General features: G+C 41.7%; 14 protein-coding genes. 1 reads left to right on the top strand and 13 read right to left on the bottom strand.

Annotated elements, in window-relative coordinates; all coding sequences use genetic code 11:
* Positions 1 to 194: 194 nt before the first annotated feature.
* Complete coding sequence (locus ABT996_RS01600) at positions 195 to 1,181, top strand: diacylglycerol/lipid kinase family protein (protein ID WP_010688767.1); 987 nt, start codon at positions 195 to 197, stop codon at positions 1,179 to 1,181.
* An 87-nt stretch (positions 1,182 to 1,268) separates the two neighbouring features.
* Here the strand turns inward: ABT996_RS01600 and recD2 are convergent, their stop codons facing one another.
* From recD2 to ABT996_RS01665, 13 genes are all read right to left on the bottom strand, one after another.
* The gene (gene recD2, locus ABT996_RS01605) at positions 1,269 to 3,662 is read right to left on the bottom strand and encodes an SF1B family DNA helicase RecD2 (protein ID WP_035448970.1); all 2,394 of its coding nucleotides are present in this window, start codon (positions 3,660 to 3,662) and stop codon (positions 1,269 to 1,271) included.
* Positions 3,663 to 3,673: 11 nt separating this feature from the next.
* Positions 3,674 to 4,333 (bottom strand): tetratricopeptide repeat protein, encoded by a 660-nt coding sequence (locus tag ABT996_RS01610; protein WP_035448968.1) that lies wholly within the window; start codon positions 4,331 to 4,333, stop codon positions 3,674 to 3,676.
* Positions 4,334 to 4,345: 12 nt separating this feature from the next.
* On the bottom strand, positions 4,346 to 4,999 hold the full coding sequence (locus ABT996_RS01615; protein WP_035448966.1) for a histidine phosphatase family protein: 654 nt from the start codon (positions 4,997 to 4,999) through the stop codon (positions 4,346 to 4,348).
* A gap of 93 nt (positions 5,000 to 5,092) precedes the next feature.
* Entirely contained in the window at positions 5,093 to 6,235 is a 1,143-nt protein-coding gene (mnmA, locus tag ABT996_RS01620; protein ID WP_103050407.1) for a tRNA 2-thiouridine(34) synthase MnmA, read from the bottom strand.
* Between the two features lie 114 nt (positions 6,236 to 6,349).
* Positions 6,350 to 6,688, bottom strand: a complete 339-nt coding sequence (locus ABT996_RS01625) for a DUF1831 domain-containing protein (RefSeq protein ID WP_010688761.1) — start codon at positions 6,686 to 6,688, stop codon at positions 6,350 to 6,352.
* A gap of 17 nt (positions 6,689 to 6,705) precedes the next feature.
* Positions 6,706 to 7,854 carry a cysteine desulfurase family protein gene (locus tag ABT996_RS01630; protein WP_035448962.1) on the bottom strand — a complete coding sequence of 383 codons (1,149 nt, stop codon included), beginning with the start codon at positions 7,852 to 7,854 and terminating at the stop codon, positions 6,706 to 6,708.
* Between the two features lie 12 nt (positions 7,855 to 7,866).
* Entirely contained in the window at positions 7,867 to 8,553 is a 687-nt protein-coding gene (locus tag ABT996_RS01635) for a 5'-methylthioadenosine/adenosylhomocysteine nucleosidase (RefSeq protein WP_035448961.1), read from the bottom strand.
* Positions 8,554 to 8,573: 20 nt separating this feature from the next.
* Entirely contained in the window at positions 8,574 to 8,798 is a 225-nt protein-coding gene (locus ABT996_RS01640) for a hypothetical protein (protein WP_035448958.1), read from the bottom strand.
* Between the two features lie 10 nt (positions 8,799 to 8,808).
* Positions 8,809 to 9,351, bottom strand: coding sequence for an NUDIX hydrolase (locus tag ABT996_RS01645; protein WP_010688750.1), 543 nt, complete (start codon positions 9,349 to 9,351; stop codon positions 8,809 to 8,811).
* A 100-nt stretch (positions 9,352 to 9,451) separates the two neighbouring features.
* Positions 9,452 to 12,247 (bottom strand): isoleucine--tRNA ligase, encoded by a 2,796-nt coding sequence (ileS, locus tag ABT996_RS01650; RefSeq protein WP_035448956.1) that lies wholly within the window; start codon positions 12,245 to 12,247, stop codon positions 9,452 to 9,454.
* Between the two features lie 313 nt (positions 12,248 to 12,560).
* Positions 12,561 to 13,307: a DivIVA domain-containing protein gene (locus ABT996_RS01655; RefSeq protein WP_010688746.1), complete on the bottom strand. Its 747-nt coding sequence runs from the start codon at positions 13,305 to 13,307 to the stop codon at positions 12,561 to 12,563.
* 24 nt (positions 13,308 to 13,331) lie between these two features.
* Positions 13,332 to 14,114 (bottom strand): YlmH family RNA-binding protein, encoded by a 783-nt coding sequence (locus ABT996_RS01660; protein ID WP_010688745.1) that lies wholly within the window; start codon positions 14,112 to 14,114, stop codon positions 13,332 to 13,334.
* A 17-nt stretch (positions 14,115 to 14,131) separates the two neighbouring features.
* The gene (locus ABT996_RS01665) at positions 14,132 to 14,386 is read right to left on the bottom strand and encodes a YggT family protein (protein ID WP_103050405.1); all 255 of its coding nucleotides are present in this window, start codon (positions 14,384 to 14,386) and stop codon (positions 14,132 to 14,134) included.
* Between the last annotated feature and the right edge of the window lie 4 nt (positions 14,387 to 14,390).

Here is a 14,390-nt window from a genome sequence, read left to right on the forward strand (position 1 = left end):
GCCAAGAGTAGATTTTGGCTTGCTTTTTTGTGCTTGTCGCTTGCTAAAATATTAGCTATAATTGTTTAATAGTTACTAGCGCCTGAAGAAAGTTAATATGGATCAGGCTTTGCTTAGTTCGAAAATAAAGGAAAGGACATATATGATCTTTCTCGTTATTCCCATAACGTCCATATTTTATATCACCGCTCGTTTTGAAAACTTTCTTTATTATTGTTAATCCAAATGCTGATCATGGTCAAGCTGCTAACGTTTGGGAGCAAGTCGAACAGGTTTTGCTTACTCGCCAAGTTAAATATGAAGCGCATCAAACCACACATGTTGGCCATGCTAAACAGTTGATCCACTTAAATTTTGGCAAGCAAAAAGCGGAAAATCTCAAAGACCGTGTCGTTTTAGTCGTGGGTGGAGACGGAACTTTAAATGAGACGCTCAATGCCCTCAAACACGAAGCTCCTTTGGAAGTTCCACTTGCTTTTATCCCCGTTGGCCATAATAACGGTTTTGCCAAGGGGATCGGGACCGCTTCAGATCCTTTAGTTGCCCTAGAGCAGATCTTGGCTGCAACTGAACCGACTTACTATAATGTTGGGGAATATCAAGAAACGACTCATAACGAACAAGGATACTTTTTAAATGATTTTGGGATCGGCCTTGATGCTTATACGATCAGTCTAAATGCTAACGTGCATAAACATATGCGTTTACGTAAGATCTTGCTCAAGCTTCACTTGAACTTTTTGGCGTATCTCGTAAATGTTTTCACCGCTTTTTTAAATCAAGAAGCCTTTGCAGTTACTTTGAGGATCGGTGATAAATATGAGTTCTTTAAACATGCTCGCTTAGTCAATATCGCCAACCATCCTTATTTTGAAAATGGGATCATCTTATCCCCGGAAGCTGATATCAATGATCATCAGCTTGACTTGATCATCGCTGATAACTTAGGCTTTTTTAAATTTTTAGCATTGAGTATCGCGATCTATTTCCAAAAGCAACTTAAACTTCCCTATCTTCATCACTACAAAGATAAAAATATCCATCTGATCATCAATTCTTTAGAGTACGGTCAGATCGACGGTGAAGAAGCTGGAAGTAAATACTACGATATCTTTTTTGGGACGATCAAATATCCTTTCTGGATCAATATCCAAGGGGTACCTGTTACCAAACGCGATTAATGCCGATCTAAAACGAGGGTCCTACTATGATGCCAAAAACGCATCATAGTAGGACCCTCGTTTTGTAGACTACATTGACTCACTTTATTACCGCATGAAATCCGCCGGTGTCAAATTATCCATCCCGATCATCGGGTCGATCTCACCCGTTTTGACCAAAGCTGGCGTTAAAATAAACTTGGGCGCACTTCCCGCTTTAGTAGCTTCTTTAGTGTCCGAACTCTTCGGTTTACCCAAAACTTCCCATAAACGCGTCGTAAGCGTAGTTTTACGGTTTAAGGCTACAGTTTGAATACATTTAGCATAAGCTTCTGGTTCACCCAATAAGATAAGCTTTTCCTTGGCCCGTGTTAAAGCTGTATAGAGCAAGTTCCGGGCAAACATCCGTGAATACTGTTGGACCATAGGTAAGATCACGATCGGAAATTCACTACCTTGTGATTTATGGATCGACATACAATAAGCTAGTGTCAAGTTGATGAGATCTTTACGACCAAACTCGACTTCTTGACCATCAAATGAGATGATCACCTTATCTTCTTTGGGGCGATCTTTTTTCAACTCGATCCCGACTATCTTACCAATATCGCCATTAAAAATATTATTTTCTGGGTCATTGACTAAATGTAAAACACGGTCACCGATCCGAAATACGTTATTTCCAAACTTGATCTCTTTTTGTTGTGTTTTTTTAGGATTCAAGAGTGCCTGTAGCGTCTGATTCAAGTTAGTGATCCCGGCAGCCCCACGATACATAGGCGCTAAGATCTGAACATCATCACTCTTATTTTGCTTAGCTAAAGCTGCTGTAACGACTTGTTCGACCACTGAACTCACTTGATCGGCATGACAAGGAATAAATGAACGGTCATTGGTCTTTTGCATTAGATCAGGTGGGACGATCCCATCCTTGACCGCATGTGCCAATTTGATGATCGTTGACCCATCACCTTGCCGATAGATCTTGGCGAGCTCTTTTTGCGGTAAAGTTTCACTGGCTAACAGATCAGAAAAGACCTGACCTGGTCCCACTGAAGGCAACTGATTACGGTCCCCCACAAAGATAACTTGCATCTGTTCGGGAATACTTTCTAATAGTAACTGTAACAAGACAGTATCGACCATCGAAGTTTCATCAACGATCAATAATTGACCCTCTAGTACTTTTGTCTCTTCAGGCAATTCATCTTCACGACCATTCAAGCCCAATAGGCGGTGAATCGTTGAAGCAGGTAACCCAGTAGCTTCACTCATCTTCTTAGCAGCTCTTCCGGTAGGAGCAGCTAAGAGGATCGGCGTTTGACTCGTATCTGATAGATCAAGCTCGTGTAGCGCCGCAAACGTCCGCACGATCCCCATAATGATCGTAGTCTTACCTGTACCAGGTCCCCCGGTCAGTAAAAAGACTGGGGCTTTAACAGCCGCTTTGATCGCCGCTTTTTGATCAGGACCATACGTTATCTGGAGATCTTTTTGGATTGCTTGGATAAAGTCATCGATCTGGGTATCACTTACCTCTTGCTCACTTGTTTTAGTCGCCAAACGCTTGAGCTCTTCAGCGATCGTATATTCAGCTTCATAGTAGCGTCGTAAATAGATCCGACTATCATCTGAGATCACTTGGCCTTTTTCACCCATTTTCAATAACTGGTCAGCTAATAATTCAGGTTCGATCTTCTCAGGGCGGCTCTGCTCTAATAAGCGTAAGGCCTCTTTTAATAATGTGGGACCATCCGTATAAGTATTTCCCAAATATAGGCTCAATTGGGCCATGCTTTCAAAGATCGCCGCCGCTAAGCGAACTTCAGCTGTCGCAGCCACACCCAGTTTCAAAGCTAGCTGATCAGCACGATTAAAACCGAAGCCTTCAATATCATAAACTAGCTGATATGGATTTTCATGGACGACATCTAAAGTCTTTTCACGATATTTTTCAAAGAGCTTACCCGCCATTTTCTCGGAAAAGCCTAATGTACTCAAGCCGATCAGAGTGTGTTCAGCCCCATTATCCGCTGTGATCCCGGCTAATAGGTTCTCCTTTTGCTTGGCACTCAAACCCAACTCATCAGCAACTGTTGGATCATTTAAAAGCTTATCGACGGCATTTTCGCCCAACTGAGCAACTATTTTTTCAGCTGTCTTCTTACCGATCCCTTCAAAATGATCACCAGCTAAATACGCGATCACACCATCTTTTGAAGACAAGATCTCTGGCTTATAGCTGAGCACTTGGACTTGACGGCCATATTTAGGGTGTTCGGTGATCTTTCCCTTAAAATAGTAACTTGTTCCCTCAACGAGCTCGGGAAAATTCCCTGTGATCGTCACTTCACTGTCTAGATCAAGATCGGTCTCGGTGATGCCCACAAGCGCTACTTTATACAAACTTGCTGGTGCTTCAAAAAAGATATTTAGAACTTCGGCGACTAAATAACCTTCATTTTTATCCTCATCAAATAGTGTCAGTGTCTCTTGTTGCATCATCTACCGCCTTATTTTTTCTTTGTTGTTGCCTGCATCGTCTGTTCCACATCGTTTAGACGTGTCTTTAATGTTTGATAGAGCTTAGGATCACTTTGCTTGGCGCGCTCAAAATATGATGTTGGGTCAGCACCGTTCACAACTGCGAGCACACCCAACTGAAAATTGATCCGCGTGTCATTTGGTTCTAATTGCAAAGCCTGTTGGTAATAGTCCTTGGCTGGGCCAAAATTGCCCAAGGCTAAAAAACAATCACCCATCAAACTTAAAGTTGCTGCTGATCGCATCTTCTCACTTGCTGTCAAAGCAAAGACTAAAGCCTTTTGATAGTCAGCTTTCGCATAATAAGCTTGAGCCAACATCGTATAGGCTTCGGCTTGTAATTTTCCATCTTGGATCAAGTTGAACTGTGCGATTGCCTCATCATAGAGTTCACTTGCATAATAGACATTGCCCAGTCCATAATGCAATAATTCTGTTTTTTCTGTCCGATCACTCAAAGCATTGAGCGCTTTTTTAAAAAGTTCTTCCGCTTGGGCAAAGCTCTTTTCTTCAGTTAACGCCGTCCCTAAAGCATAATAACTCTCTTGGTCGTATGGATCAGCATCGATCTTTTGGATCAATTCTTGGATGACTTGTTGCATCTTTTCATCTTGTTTAGCCCGTTTCATCATTACACCTTCTTACACAATATCAGTCGGATCAAGTTTCTTTTTTAGATAATCTGTCTTATTCCAAGCCAGACACTTAAAGTTTTGACCATCTTTCGTCTCTAAGATCGTGGTACTTGTATTAGCTAATCCACCCTTAGCCCGGATTTGGTCTAACGGGACCCCAAGTAAATGTCTGATCTCAGCACACAAAGCCGCTCCATGACTGACAATAATGACATTATCTTTCGGATAACGTTCACAGATCGCCTTGATCTTTGGGGTCATTCTTTCAAATAACTCTTCAAAGCTTTCACCTTCGATCTTACTTGGATCGTATTTATCGGGGTGATGCCGGAAACCGTCGAGTTCAGCTGGATATTTTTCTGCGACTTCGGTAAATTTCATCCCTTCCATCTTTCCTAAGTTAAATTCTTGGAAAGCTACATCAGCCTCTAAATTGACCGGCTGTGCTAAATTAGCGACTAGCTTTTGTGCAGTCACTTTAGCTCGGCGGATCGGACTACAATAGACCTTAGCAAATTTAAAATCATTTAAATAAGTCGCCAATTCTTCGATCTCGCGATAACTCTCGGGTAGTAATGGTGAATCACCACGCGCCCCTTGATAACGCCCTTCTAAATTCCATTCAGTTTTTCCATGGCGTACAAAAAACAACTTTGTCAAAATCCATCCCTCTTCCATGTCTATTGTCTAAATTTTAGCATACCTAGCCCAAAGAAAAAAGGACCATAGCCTTAAGCTACAGTCCCTAAATCTCTAAACGTATTGTAATTGCTTGCCGTTTTGATAAGCGTGATCGATCGTTCCACTACCTAGGCATTCAGCGCCATCATAAAAGACAACTTCTTGCCCTGGTGTGATCGCTCTAACGGGTTCGTCAAAGATAACTTCTACCTCTGTGCGATCAGCGTTAAAACGAACGGTAACGCCCGAATCTTTTTGGCGGTAACGGAACTTCGCTGTACAATGGAACTCATTGCCACGATCCTCGATCGGCGCAACAAAACTCAATTCACTTGCTTTTAAGCTTGTTGCGTATAGGTACTCATTGTGATAGCCTTGTCCAACTAACAAAGTATTAGTTGCTAGATCTTTACCGACAACAAACCAAGGCTCATTGCTCTTAGCATCGCCACCGATCCCTAGACCACGGCGTTGCCCGATCGTGTAGTTCATCAAGCCAAAGTGTTCGCCCTTTACTTCACCATCCAAAGTCTTCATCAAACCTGGCTTAGCTGGTAAAAATTCACTTAAAAACTTGTTGAAGTCACGTTCACCAATAAAGCAAACACCCGTCGAGTCTTTCTTCTTAGCGGTTGCTAGACCAGCCTCTTCTGCGATCTTACGCACTTCTGACTTGTCCATATTCCCGATCGGAAACATTGCTTTTTGCAGATTTTTTTGTGTTAATTGGCTCAAGAAATAAGTTTGATCCTTATTTTCATCAGCCCCACGCAATAGATGCACCGTGCCATCTTCATCACGTGACAACTGTGCGTAATGTCCCATTGCGATATAATCGGCATCTAATTCCATCGCATAATCCAAGAAGGCCTTGAATTTGACCTCTTTGTTACACATCACATCGGGATTAGGTGTACGTCCCTTTTTATATTCATCTAAGAAGTAGGTGAAAACACCATCCCAGTATTCTTTTTCAAAGTTGACCGAGTAATATGGGATCCCGATCTGATCGGCTACCTTAGCTACATCTTGGTAGTCTTCAGTTGCGGTACAAACTCCGCTATCATTTTTGTCATCCCAGTTTTTCATAAAAACTCCGACAACATCATAACCTTGTTGCTTGAGCAAATAAGCCACAACTGACGAGTCAACGCCACCACTCATGCCCACAACAACTCTTGTCTTACTATTATCTTGCATGTAAGAACTCACCATCATTTCATTAGATTCTGAATCCAGACGATTTGAAGGTCGTTTTATTCAGTAGCTACCATTATAACGATTATTCCTAACTTTGACAAGGTTCGCTTACTTTTTTATATTAAATTTTTATGCTTTTTCGATAACATTACGCGCCACGAGATCAGCTAAGATATATTCCAATTGTTCTTGGTTAGCCGCTGCATCTTTTCCCTTGAAGATGTTGACTTCTTTTAAGCCATTAGCGGTCGTCGTTACCATTTTGAAACTTTTTAGATCAGCGGAAACAACGATCTTTAGTTTAAAGCCTTTAAATGGTGAGGCTGGATCTAGTGAACGTTCTAATTGGAATTTACCACCTTTAGTCTCAATAAAGCCCGTATCACGTAAAGAATACTTCCTAACATTTGGTGATAGTTGATATGTGGTCGTATCACCTAAAATTTTAGCTGTTGTACCATATGCCATAATTACACACCTCTAACTTATTTTTTGATACGTTGACTGATCTTAGTCAATTGAGCGACCAATTCATCGATCTCAGCTGCTGTATTGTATTTACCAAAGCTAAAGCGCAGTGATTGACTCACCCGAGCTTGGTCTTTACCATACATTGCTGCTAAAACATGTGAAGGTTCTAAAGATCCAGCTGTGCAGGCAGAGCCAGCGGCAGCTGCGATCCCTGCTAGATCTAAATTGGTCAACATCGCATCATTTTGGCATCCCTCAAACCATAGATTGATGATCTGTGGGAGTTCATCTGCTCCCATTTTACCATTTACCTTCACGTCCACGCCATTTTCAGCTAGCTTATCTACTAATTGGCGCTTGAAACCTTGGTAACGTGCTGTCAATTCAGCGCGAGCGTTTTGTTCGAGCTCGACCGCTTTAGCAAATGCTGCGATCGCCGGAATATTTTCTGTTCCTGCCCGTCTCTTCATTTCTTGATCGCCCCCCATAAGATGTGGTGCTAGATCAAGGCCATCACGTTCGTATAAAAAGCCCATTTGTTTTGGACCATTCAATTTGTGCGCTGAAGTTGACATGAGATCGATCTGATCGCGTTTGACATCGATATCTAAGATCCCATAAGCTTGAACTGCATCTGTATGAAACCATGCATTGCTTTTAGCCACGATAGCTCCGATCTCAGTTATCGGCATATGACTACCAACTTCATTGTTCCCAGTCATGATCGAAACTAAGATCGTATCTGGCCGTAGAGCTTGTTTTAGATCATCCAACGAGATCACACCATTTTCATCGACTGGTAAATAGGTCACCTCGTAGCCATTTTCCTCCAAATAAGCCATGGGTTTTAAAACAGCTTCATGCTCGATCATAGTCGTGATCAAATGCCGTCCCTCATTTTTTCGTTTCAAAGCAGTTTGGATGATCGCAGTATTATCGCTTTCGGTCCCCCCGCTCGTAAAAATGATCTCATTAGGATCTTGTGCATTGATCGAAGCAGCTATTTTTTGACGACTTTGCTCTAAAATACTATGCGCTTTGCGGCCAAAAGAATTGGTCGCCGAAGCATTGCCAAAGACATCGTTCATCATCTCAGTCATCGTTTTGATAACAGCTGGATCCATCGGGGTTGTCCCAGCATTATCCAAATAAATATTATTCACGTCTATTCCTCACTAATCTTGCATCAAATTTAAGATCATCTTAGCTGAACGCTTGCCAGCATCAATGATAAATTCGTCAAATGTTTGTCCAGCATCTTCATCACCGACATCTGACATTGCCCGGACGATAACAAATGGCACTTTAAATTGATAAGCCACTTGTGCGATCGCAGCCCCTTCCATTTCACAGCAAAGCGCTTCAGGGTAGATCTCTTTGATCGCTTGGATCTTATCACTTGAAGCCACAAATTGATCACCAGTGACGATCAAGCCAGTCTTAGTTGTCAGATCAGCTTTTTTAGCTGCTTTTTCTAAAGCATGCACCAACTTTTCATCAGCTGGATAGATCTGTGGTTGCTGTGGTAACTGACCTGGTAGGTAGCCAAATGCGGTTGCATCAGCATCATGATAAGCTGCCCCAGTTGAAAAGACCACATCGCCGACACTAAGACCCGTACCGATCCCACCAGCGGAACCTGAGTTGATCAAGTGATCGACTCCAAATTCAACGATCAATAATGCTGTCGTCACACCGGCTTGAACTTTACCGATCCCAGAACGCACTAAAACAACAGTGTGACCATTGAGCTGGCCTTCATAAAAAGCGATCCCACCTAATGTTTTTTCAGTACTGTGGGTCAATTGAGTCCGCAATTCCTTGATCTCTTCTTCCATCGCACAAATAATTCCATACTTCATCAATAAACGACCTTTCTAACTTAGAAATTGACAAAACGCATAAAGAGAAAAACTAAAATGATCGCAACGATCAGACCGATAATGGCATAGTTCAGTTTTTTTGCTAATTGCTTTATCTTTTCTGCTTGGCTTTCTAATTTTTGTTTTTGACGCGTCTTAGTCCGGCTAAAACCAGTATCTTCTGGGGCTTCGACCGTTTTTTTACTCCGACGCAATGGTTTTTCTTCGGGATTGTTTTCTGTCATTGGCAGTTACCTAATTCATCAATTGCCAAAACATCACGGCCATGATCGTTTTACTATCACAGATCAGACCCTCTTGCATGGCTTTTAAAGCTTCGGGTAAAGTCAATTCTACCTTTTCTAAAAATTCATCTTCATCTTGGGGTAATTCAGTTGTTACAGGGCTTAAACCACTTGCATGGTATAAATAGATCTTTTCATCGGCAAAACCAGGTGATGTGTAAAATGGCATCACCAATTCCAAATTTTCCGCCGTGTAACGTGCTTCTTCATTTAACTCACGCGTTGCCGTTTCTAAAGGCGAATTTTGTTCATCGGGCTCGATCTTTCCCGCTGGGATCTCTAAGGTCACTTGCCCTAAAGGTGAGCGCCATTGCTTGATAAAGACCATTTTATCTTGTGGCGTGATCGCGATCACACCAACAGCCCCATGATGGCGGACGATCTCACGCAAGGCTTCTTTTCCATTGGGAAGCATCACTGTTTCACGATCAAGATCGATCACTTTACCATCAAATAAATGTTCAACATTTGTAACTTTTTCTTCAAAATCCATTTCGTTCACCTCACTTGTCATTATAGCAAAAAATACGATCCGGCTAAACATCAACAAGCCATGCTCTTGCCACGGCAAAAACACAGCTTGTTAGGAAATATTATTTTTCTAAGCCTTCTGTAACAGCTTCAGGGAAGTTGTCAGCTACGATCTTAGCACAGCTAGCACATAATTCCTTGAAACGTTCGTCAGTACCAACATCAGGTGTGATCCGACGGCAACGTGGGCAAGTTTCACCAGCTGCATGTTCAACTTTGATCTTAACTTCACCATAATCATCCGTATCTGCTGGAGCATCAGCTAGATCAGCGATATCTAATTGTGATACGATCAAGGCTTCACGCACGTCAGCTCCTAAGTTAGCCAACTCTTGTTTGACACCTTCAGAAACATAAAGTGTTACATGAGCTTCAAAAGATTTACCGATCAATTTTTGATTGCGGGCTTCTTCTAAACTCTTCAAAACATGGGAACGAATTTTCATGAAGCGAGTCCAGTTTTTCATGATCTGTGCTTCACTATCAAAATGTTCAACGGCAGGCATTTCAGCTAATTGCACATATTCTTCAGGTTCTTTGACAAAGTTCCAAATTTCTTCAGTTGTATGTGGCATTACTGGTGTCATCAACTTAGCTAAGCGGACAACTGTTTCGTATAAAACAGTTTGCATTGAGCGACGCTTCTTAGCATCCTTAGCTTCGATATAAACAACATCTTTAGCTACTGCCAAGTAGAAAGCAGATAATTCTGTCGTCACAAAATTGATGACTTTCTTGTAAATGTCCATGAAGTTATAGTTAGCATAGTCATCCAAGATCTCTTTTGTAAATTTATTGACTAAGATCAACATGTATTGATCGATCGCTTCGAGTTCGTCAAATGGTATGGTATCTTTAGCTGGATCAAAATCTGTTGTGTTAGCCAATAAGAAACGCATCGTATTTCTAAACTTACGGTAACTTTCAGAAATTTGTGCAAAACTTTCCATTGAGACACGCACGTCAGCTGAAGTATCAACACTCAAGACCCAAAGGCGGATGATCTCAGCCCCCATCTTCTTGATAACTTCTTCAGGAACGATCGTGTTGCCCAATGACTTACTCATCTTACGTCCTTCAGCATCAAGCGTGAAACCTTGGGATAAGATCTGCTTGTATGGAGCATGACCAGAAACCGCCACACTGGTGATCAAACTTGAGTTGAACCAACCACGATATTGGTCAGAACCTTCTAAGTAAAGATCAGCTGGATAGGTCAAGTAATCACGTTGAGCACAAACACCTTGGTGGGAAGAACCGGAGTCAAACCACACGTCCATGATGTCAGTTTCTTTAGTAAACTTGCCATTTGGTGAATGTTCGTTAGTGTAACCTTCTGGCAAGAGATCCTTGGCATCTAACTTGAACCAGATATTTGAACCGTGTTCTTCGACTAATTTAGCCACATGCTCGATCGTTTCTTTTTCCATGATAGCTGTTCCATCTTCAGCGTAGAAGATCGGAAGTGGAACGCCCCACACACGTTGACGTGAGATGACCCAGTCACCACGGTCACGGATCATATTGTAGAGACGTTTTTGACCCCATTCAGGTAAGAACTTAACTTCATTGATCGCATTCAAGATGTTGTCTCTGATCTTATCGACCGAAGCGAACCATTGTGGTGTTGCCCGGAAGATGATCGGCTTTTTAGTCCGCCAGTCAAATGGATAGCTGTGTTCATAATCCATTTCCTTTAAGAGTAAGTTAGCTTCACGTAATTTGTTCAAAGCAACTTCATTAGCATCTTCATAAAAAACACCGTCGAATTCAGGACCACATTCAGCCGTTAAATGACCAGTATCACTCACAGGAGCAAAGATCTCTAGGCTATACTTCATCCCCATCTTGTAGTCATCATCACCATAGCCAGGAGCCGTGTGGACTAAACCTGTACCAGATTCAGTCGTTACAAAGTCACCTAACATGACTAATAATTCACGATCTTCATAGAATGGATGTTGCGCTGTGATGTATTCGAGATCTTGACCCTTAACGACTTTCAAGGTCTTAACATCTTCCCAACCGAATAATTCAGCATTCTTTTGGATCAGATCTGCTGCCATCACGAATTTACGTTCTTCACCTGCTGGTTGGACCACTGCATAGTCAAAGGAAGCATCGATCGTGATACCTTCTGAAGCTGGGATCGTCCATGGTGTCGTTGTCCATACGACCATGTATGTATCTTCATCCAAGACACCTTTACCATCAAGAACTCGTTCTGCATAGAAAGCAGATGGTGAAGTTACGTCATGATATTCAACTTCGGCTTCAGCTAAAGCAGATTCTGATGACCAAGACCAGTAAACTGGGCGCTTACCTTTGTAGATAAGATCATTTTCTGCCATCTTACCAAAAACCCGAATTTGTTGAGCTTCATATTCAGGATCTAAAGTCACATATGGGTTATCCCACTCGCCTGCGACCCCTAAACGTTTGAAGTCAGTCCGTTGCTTATCAACTTGTTCTAAAGCATATTCACGACATTTTTCCCGGAAATCTGCTACAGATAAGGCTTTACGGTCGACCCCAGCTTTTTTGAGCTGTTGTTCGATCGGTAACCCGTGTGTATCCCAGCCAGGCACATATGGTGCTCTAAAGCCCATCATTGACTTAGCACGGACAATAATATCTTTTGAGATCTTGTTCATCGCATGTCCCATGTGGATGTTACCATTGGCATATGGAGGTCCATCATGTAAGACAAAAGTTGGTTTACCTTCGTTTAATTTTTGGCGCTTTTCGTAAACCTTATTTTCTTCCCATTCGTTTTGACGTTCTAATTCACGAACAGGCAAATTGCCGCGCATTGGGAATTTGGTTTTCCCTAAGTTCAAAGTATCTTTGATTCGCATACTCTTTACCCACTGTGCTCAGGTGGTAAGACACAGCTATCCTTTCTTTTTGATAAAACAAAAAGATCCCACCCACAAAGGGACGAGATCTCGCGGTACCACCCAATTTAAGAATTTAAATAAATTCCACTCTTTGATCATATAACGCGATCAACCGACCAAACCTACTTGCTTTCAGTTTGATAAAAAAGAGATGATAAACCTAAATTCAGGGGATGGCCGGTCCTTGCACCATTTTTCCGGCTCGCTGACATCGTAAAAAGAGGTCCGTGTTCTCTTATAATCTTAGCACTATATCTGTTAAGCTAGACGCCTAGTCGTTGTTGCTGTCATCAGCAAAGCGTTGTGAACTAGCATTGTCGTTAGAATCAGGGAAGATGACCACTGTTTCAGCCTCTTTTGCTTCTTCAACTGGTTCACTCACAGGTGTATTGTCAGCAACATAAACTTCATTTTCGGCGTCTGTATCATTTGAGAATGATTTTACTTCTTTTGCATTGGATTTGTCAAGGGTATCATCGTGACGAATTGCTTCTTGGATTGCTTCATAGCTCGTTGTTTCACCTTGTTGCAAAATATCGTCCCATTCACTACCTTTAACAACTTCAAGCTGGGATTCCAACATAACTTGAAGCTTTTGCCGGAAAATACGGGCTTGCTTGCGCAGATCGTCGGTCTCCAAAGCCAAACGTTTTGATTTCTTAGAAGCTTCATCGATAATATGACGCGCTTTTTCATTGGCTTGGTCAATAATATCTTGACCTTGCTTTTGCGCTTCACGATTGATGATCTCAGCTTCACGTTGCGAATTAGCTTTGACCTTATCAGCAGCTTCTTGGGCAACGATGATCGATTGATTCAAGGAATCTTTTAAATCATTGAAATACTTCAATTTTTCTTGGCTTTGTTTCAAGCTCTCAGTTAAATGTGCATTTTCTTTTAAGACTAACTCGTAGTCTTTGATGATCTGATCTAAGAAATCGTTGACTTCATCTTGATCATAACCACGTAACTTGGTATGAAACTCTTTATTATGAATATCCAAAGGGGTCAATGACATCCCCAACACCTCCAAATTTTTAAATCATTTTCTAATTACAGCAACTTCACAGCGCAACTTACCTCGCTTTGATTTGCCTAATACATCGATCAACTTGATCCGGCCAAAACCACGAACCGAAACGATATCTAAAACGCCTAATTCTGTATCTGGTTTGGTCAACACCATCCAATTTAGCTGGACTTTCTTGGCATTGATCAATTCCTTGACACGGTTACGCGATATATTATAGACCGCCGCGATCACCGTGTCGATCCGAAGCGAACTGGCCGAAACAGTCTCAAGCTCCCAATCATTATTAGGGACAAGTCGCTGGGTCAGTGGCATTTCTTCCAAGCGAACATTGATCTTACCGATCCGTTCGACTTGTTGGAGCAAATAATCACTGATATTTTTTTGAACGACGATCTGCCAGCGCTGTGAATCTGTGATAATATCGCCTAAAACTTCGCGCTCTAACCCACTATTTGCCAAAGTTCCTAAAATTTGTCCGTGGGTCAACGATACAAATTTAGTTGGATAATTTATCTCTAACAGTTGCAACTCAAAATCCTTTTCCTGTGGTTCATAATAGTCAGGATAAAATAAGAGCCGCTTTCTTTCTGCTTGAGCAAAACCTCCCTCAGCTTTGACTTTGATCATATCATCAGCCTGTAATAAGAACTGGGCAATATGTTGTTGTCTAGGATCTAAAAAGTGTGTCAAGATCGGGCGGTATTCATTTTGCGCCTGGTTGATATAATCGTTCAACGAATCGATCACCGGTTTTTCTTCTGCGCGAAAATGTTGATAGACCTCACTATTCACCACACTCCCCCATTTCACTAAAAGAGATAAAACAACATAAAGACCCCTTTTTCAACAAACTGTAAAACGATCAATGCGACCACTGGGGCAAAACTGATCCCGGCGATCGGTGGAATAAAATCAAATAACCGCAAATATGGTTGGCACACTTTGATCAATAACTGACCTAATTGTGTCTGATAAGCACCTGGAAACCAAGATAACAAACAGTAGGCAATGATCAAAAAAGAGTACAAACTAAATAAACTACTGATAAGACTTAATATTCCCAAATTA

The sequence above is a fragment of the Ligilactobacillus sp. RTP31139st1_D10_RTP31139_211217 genome (assembly GCF_040226755.1).
Classification (GTDB): Bacteria; Bacillota; Bacilli; order Lactobacillales; family Lactobacillaceae; genus Ligilactobacillus; species Ligilactobacillus animalis.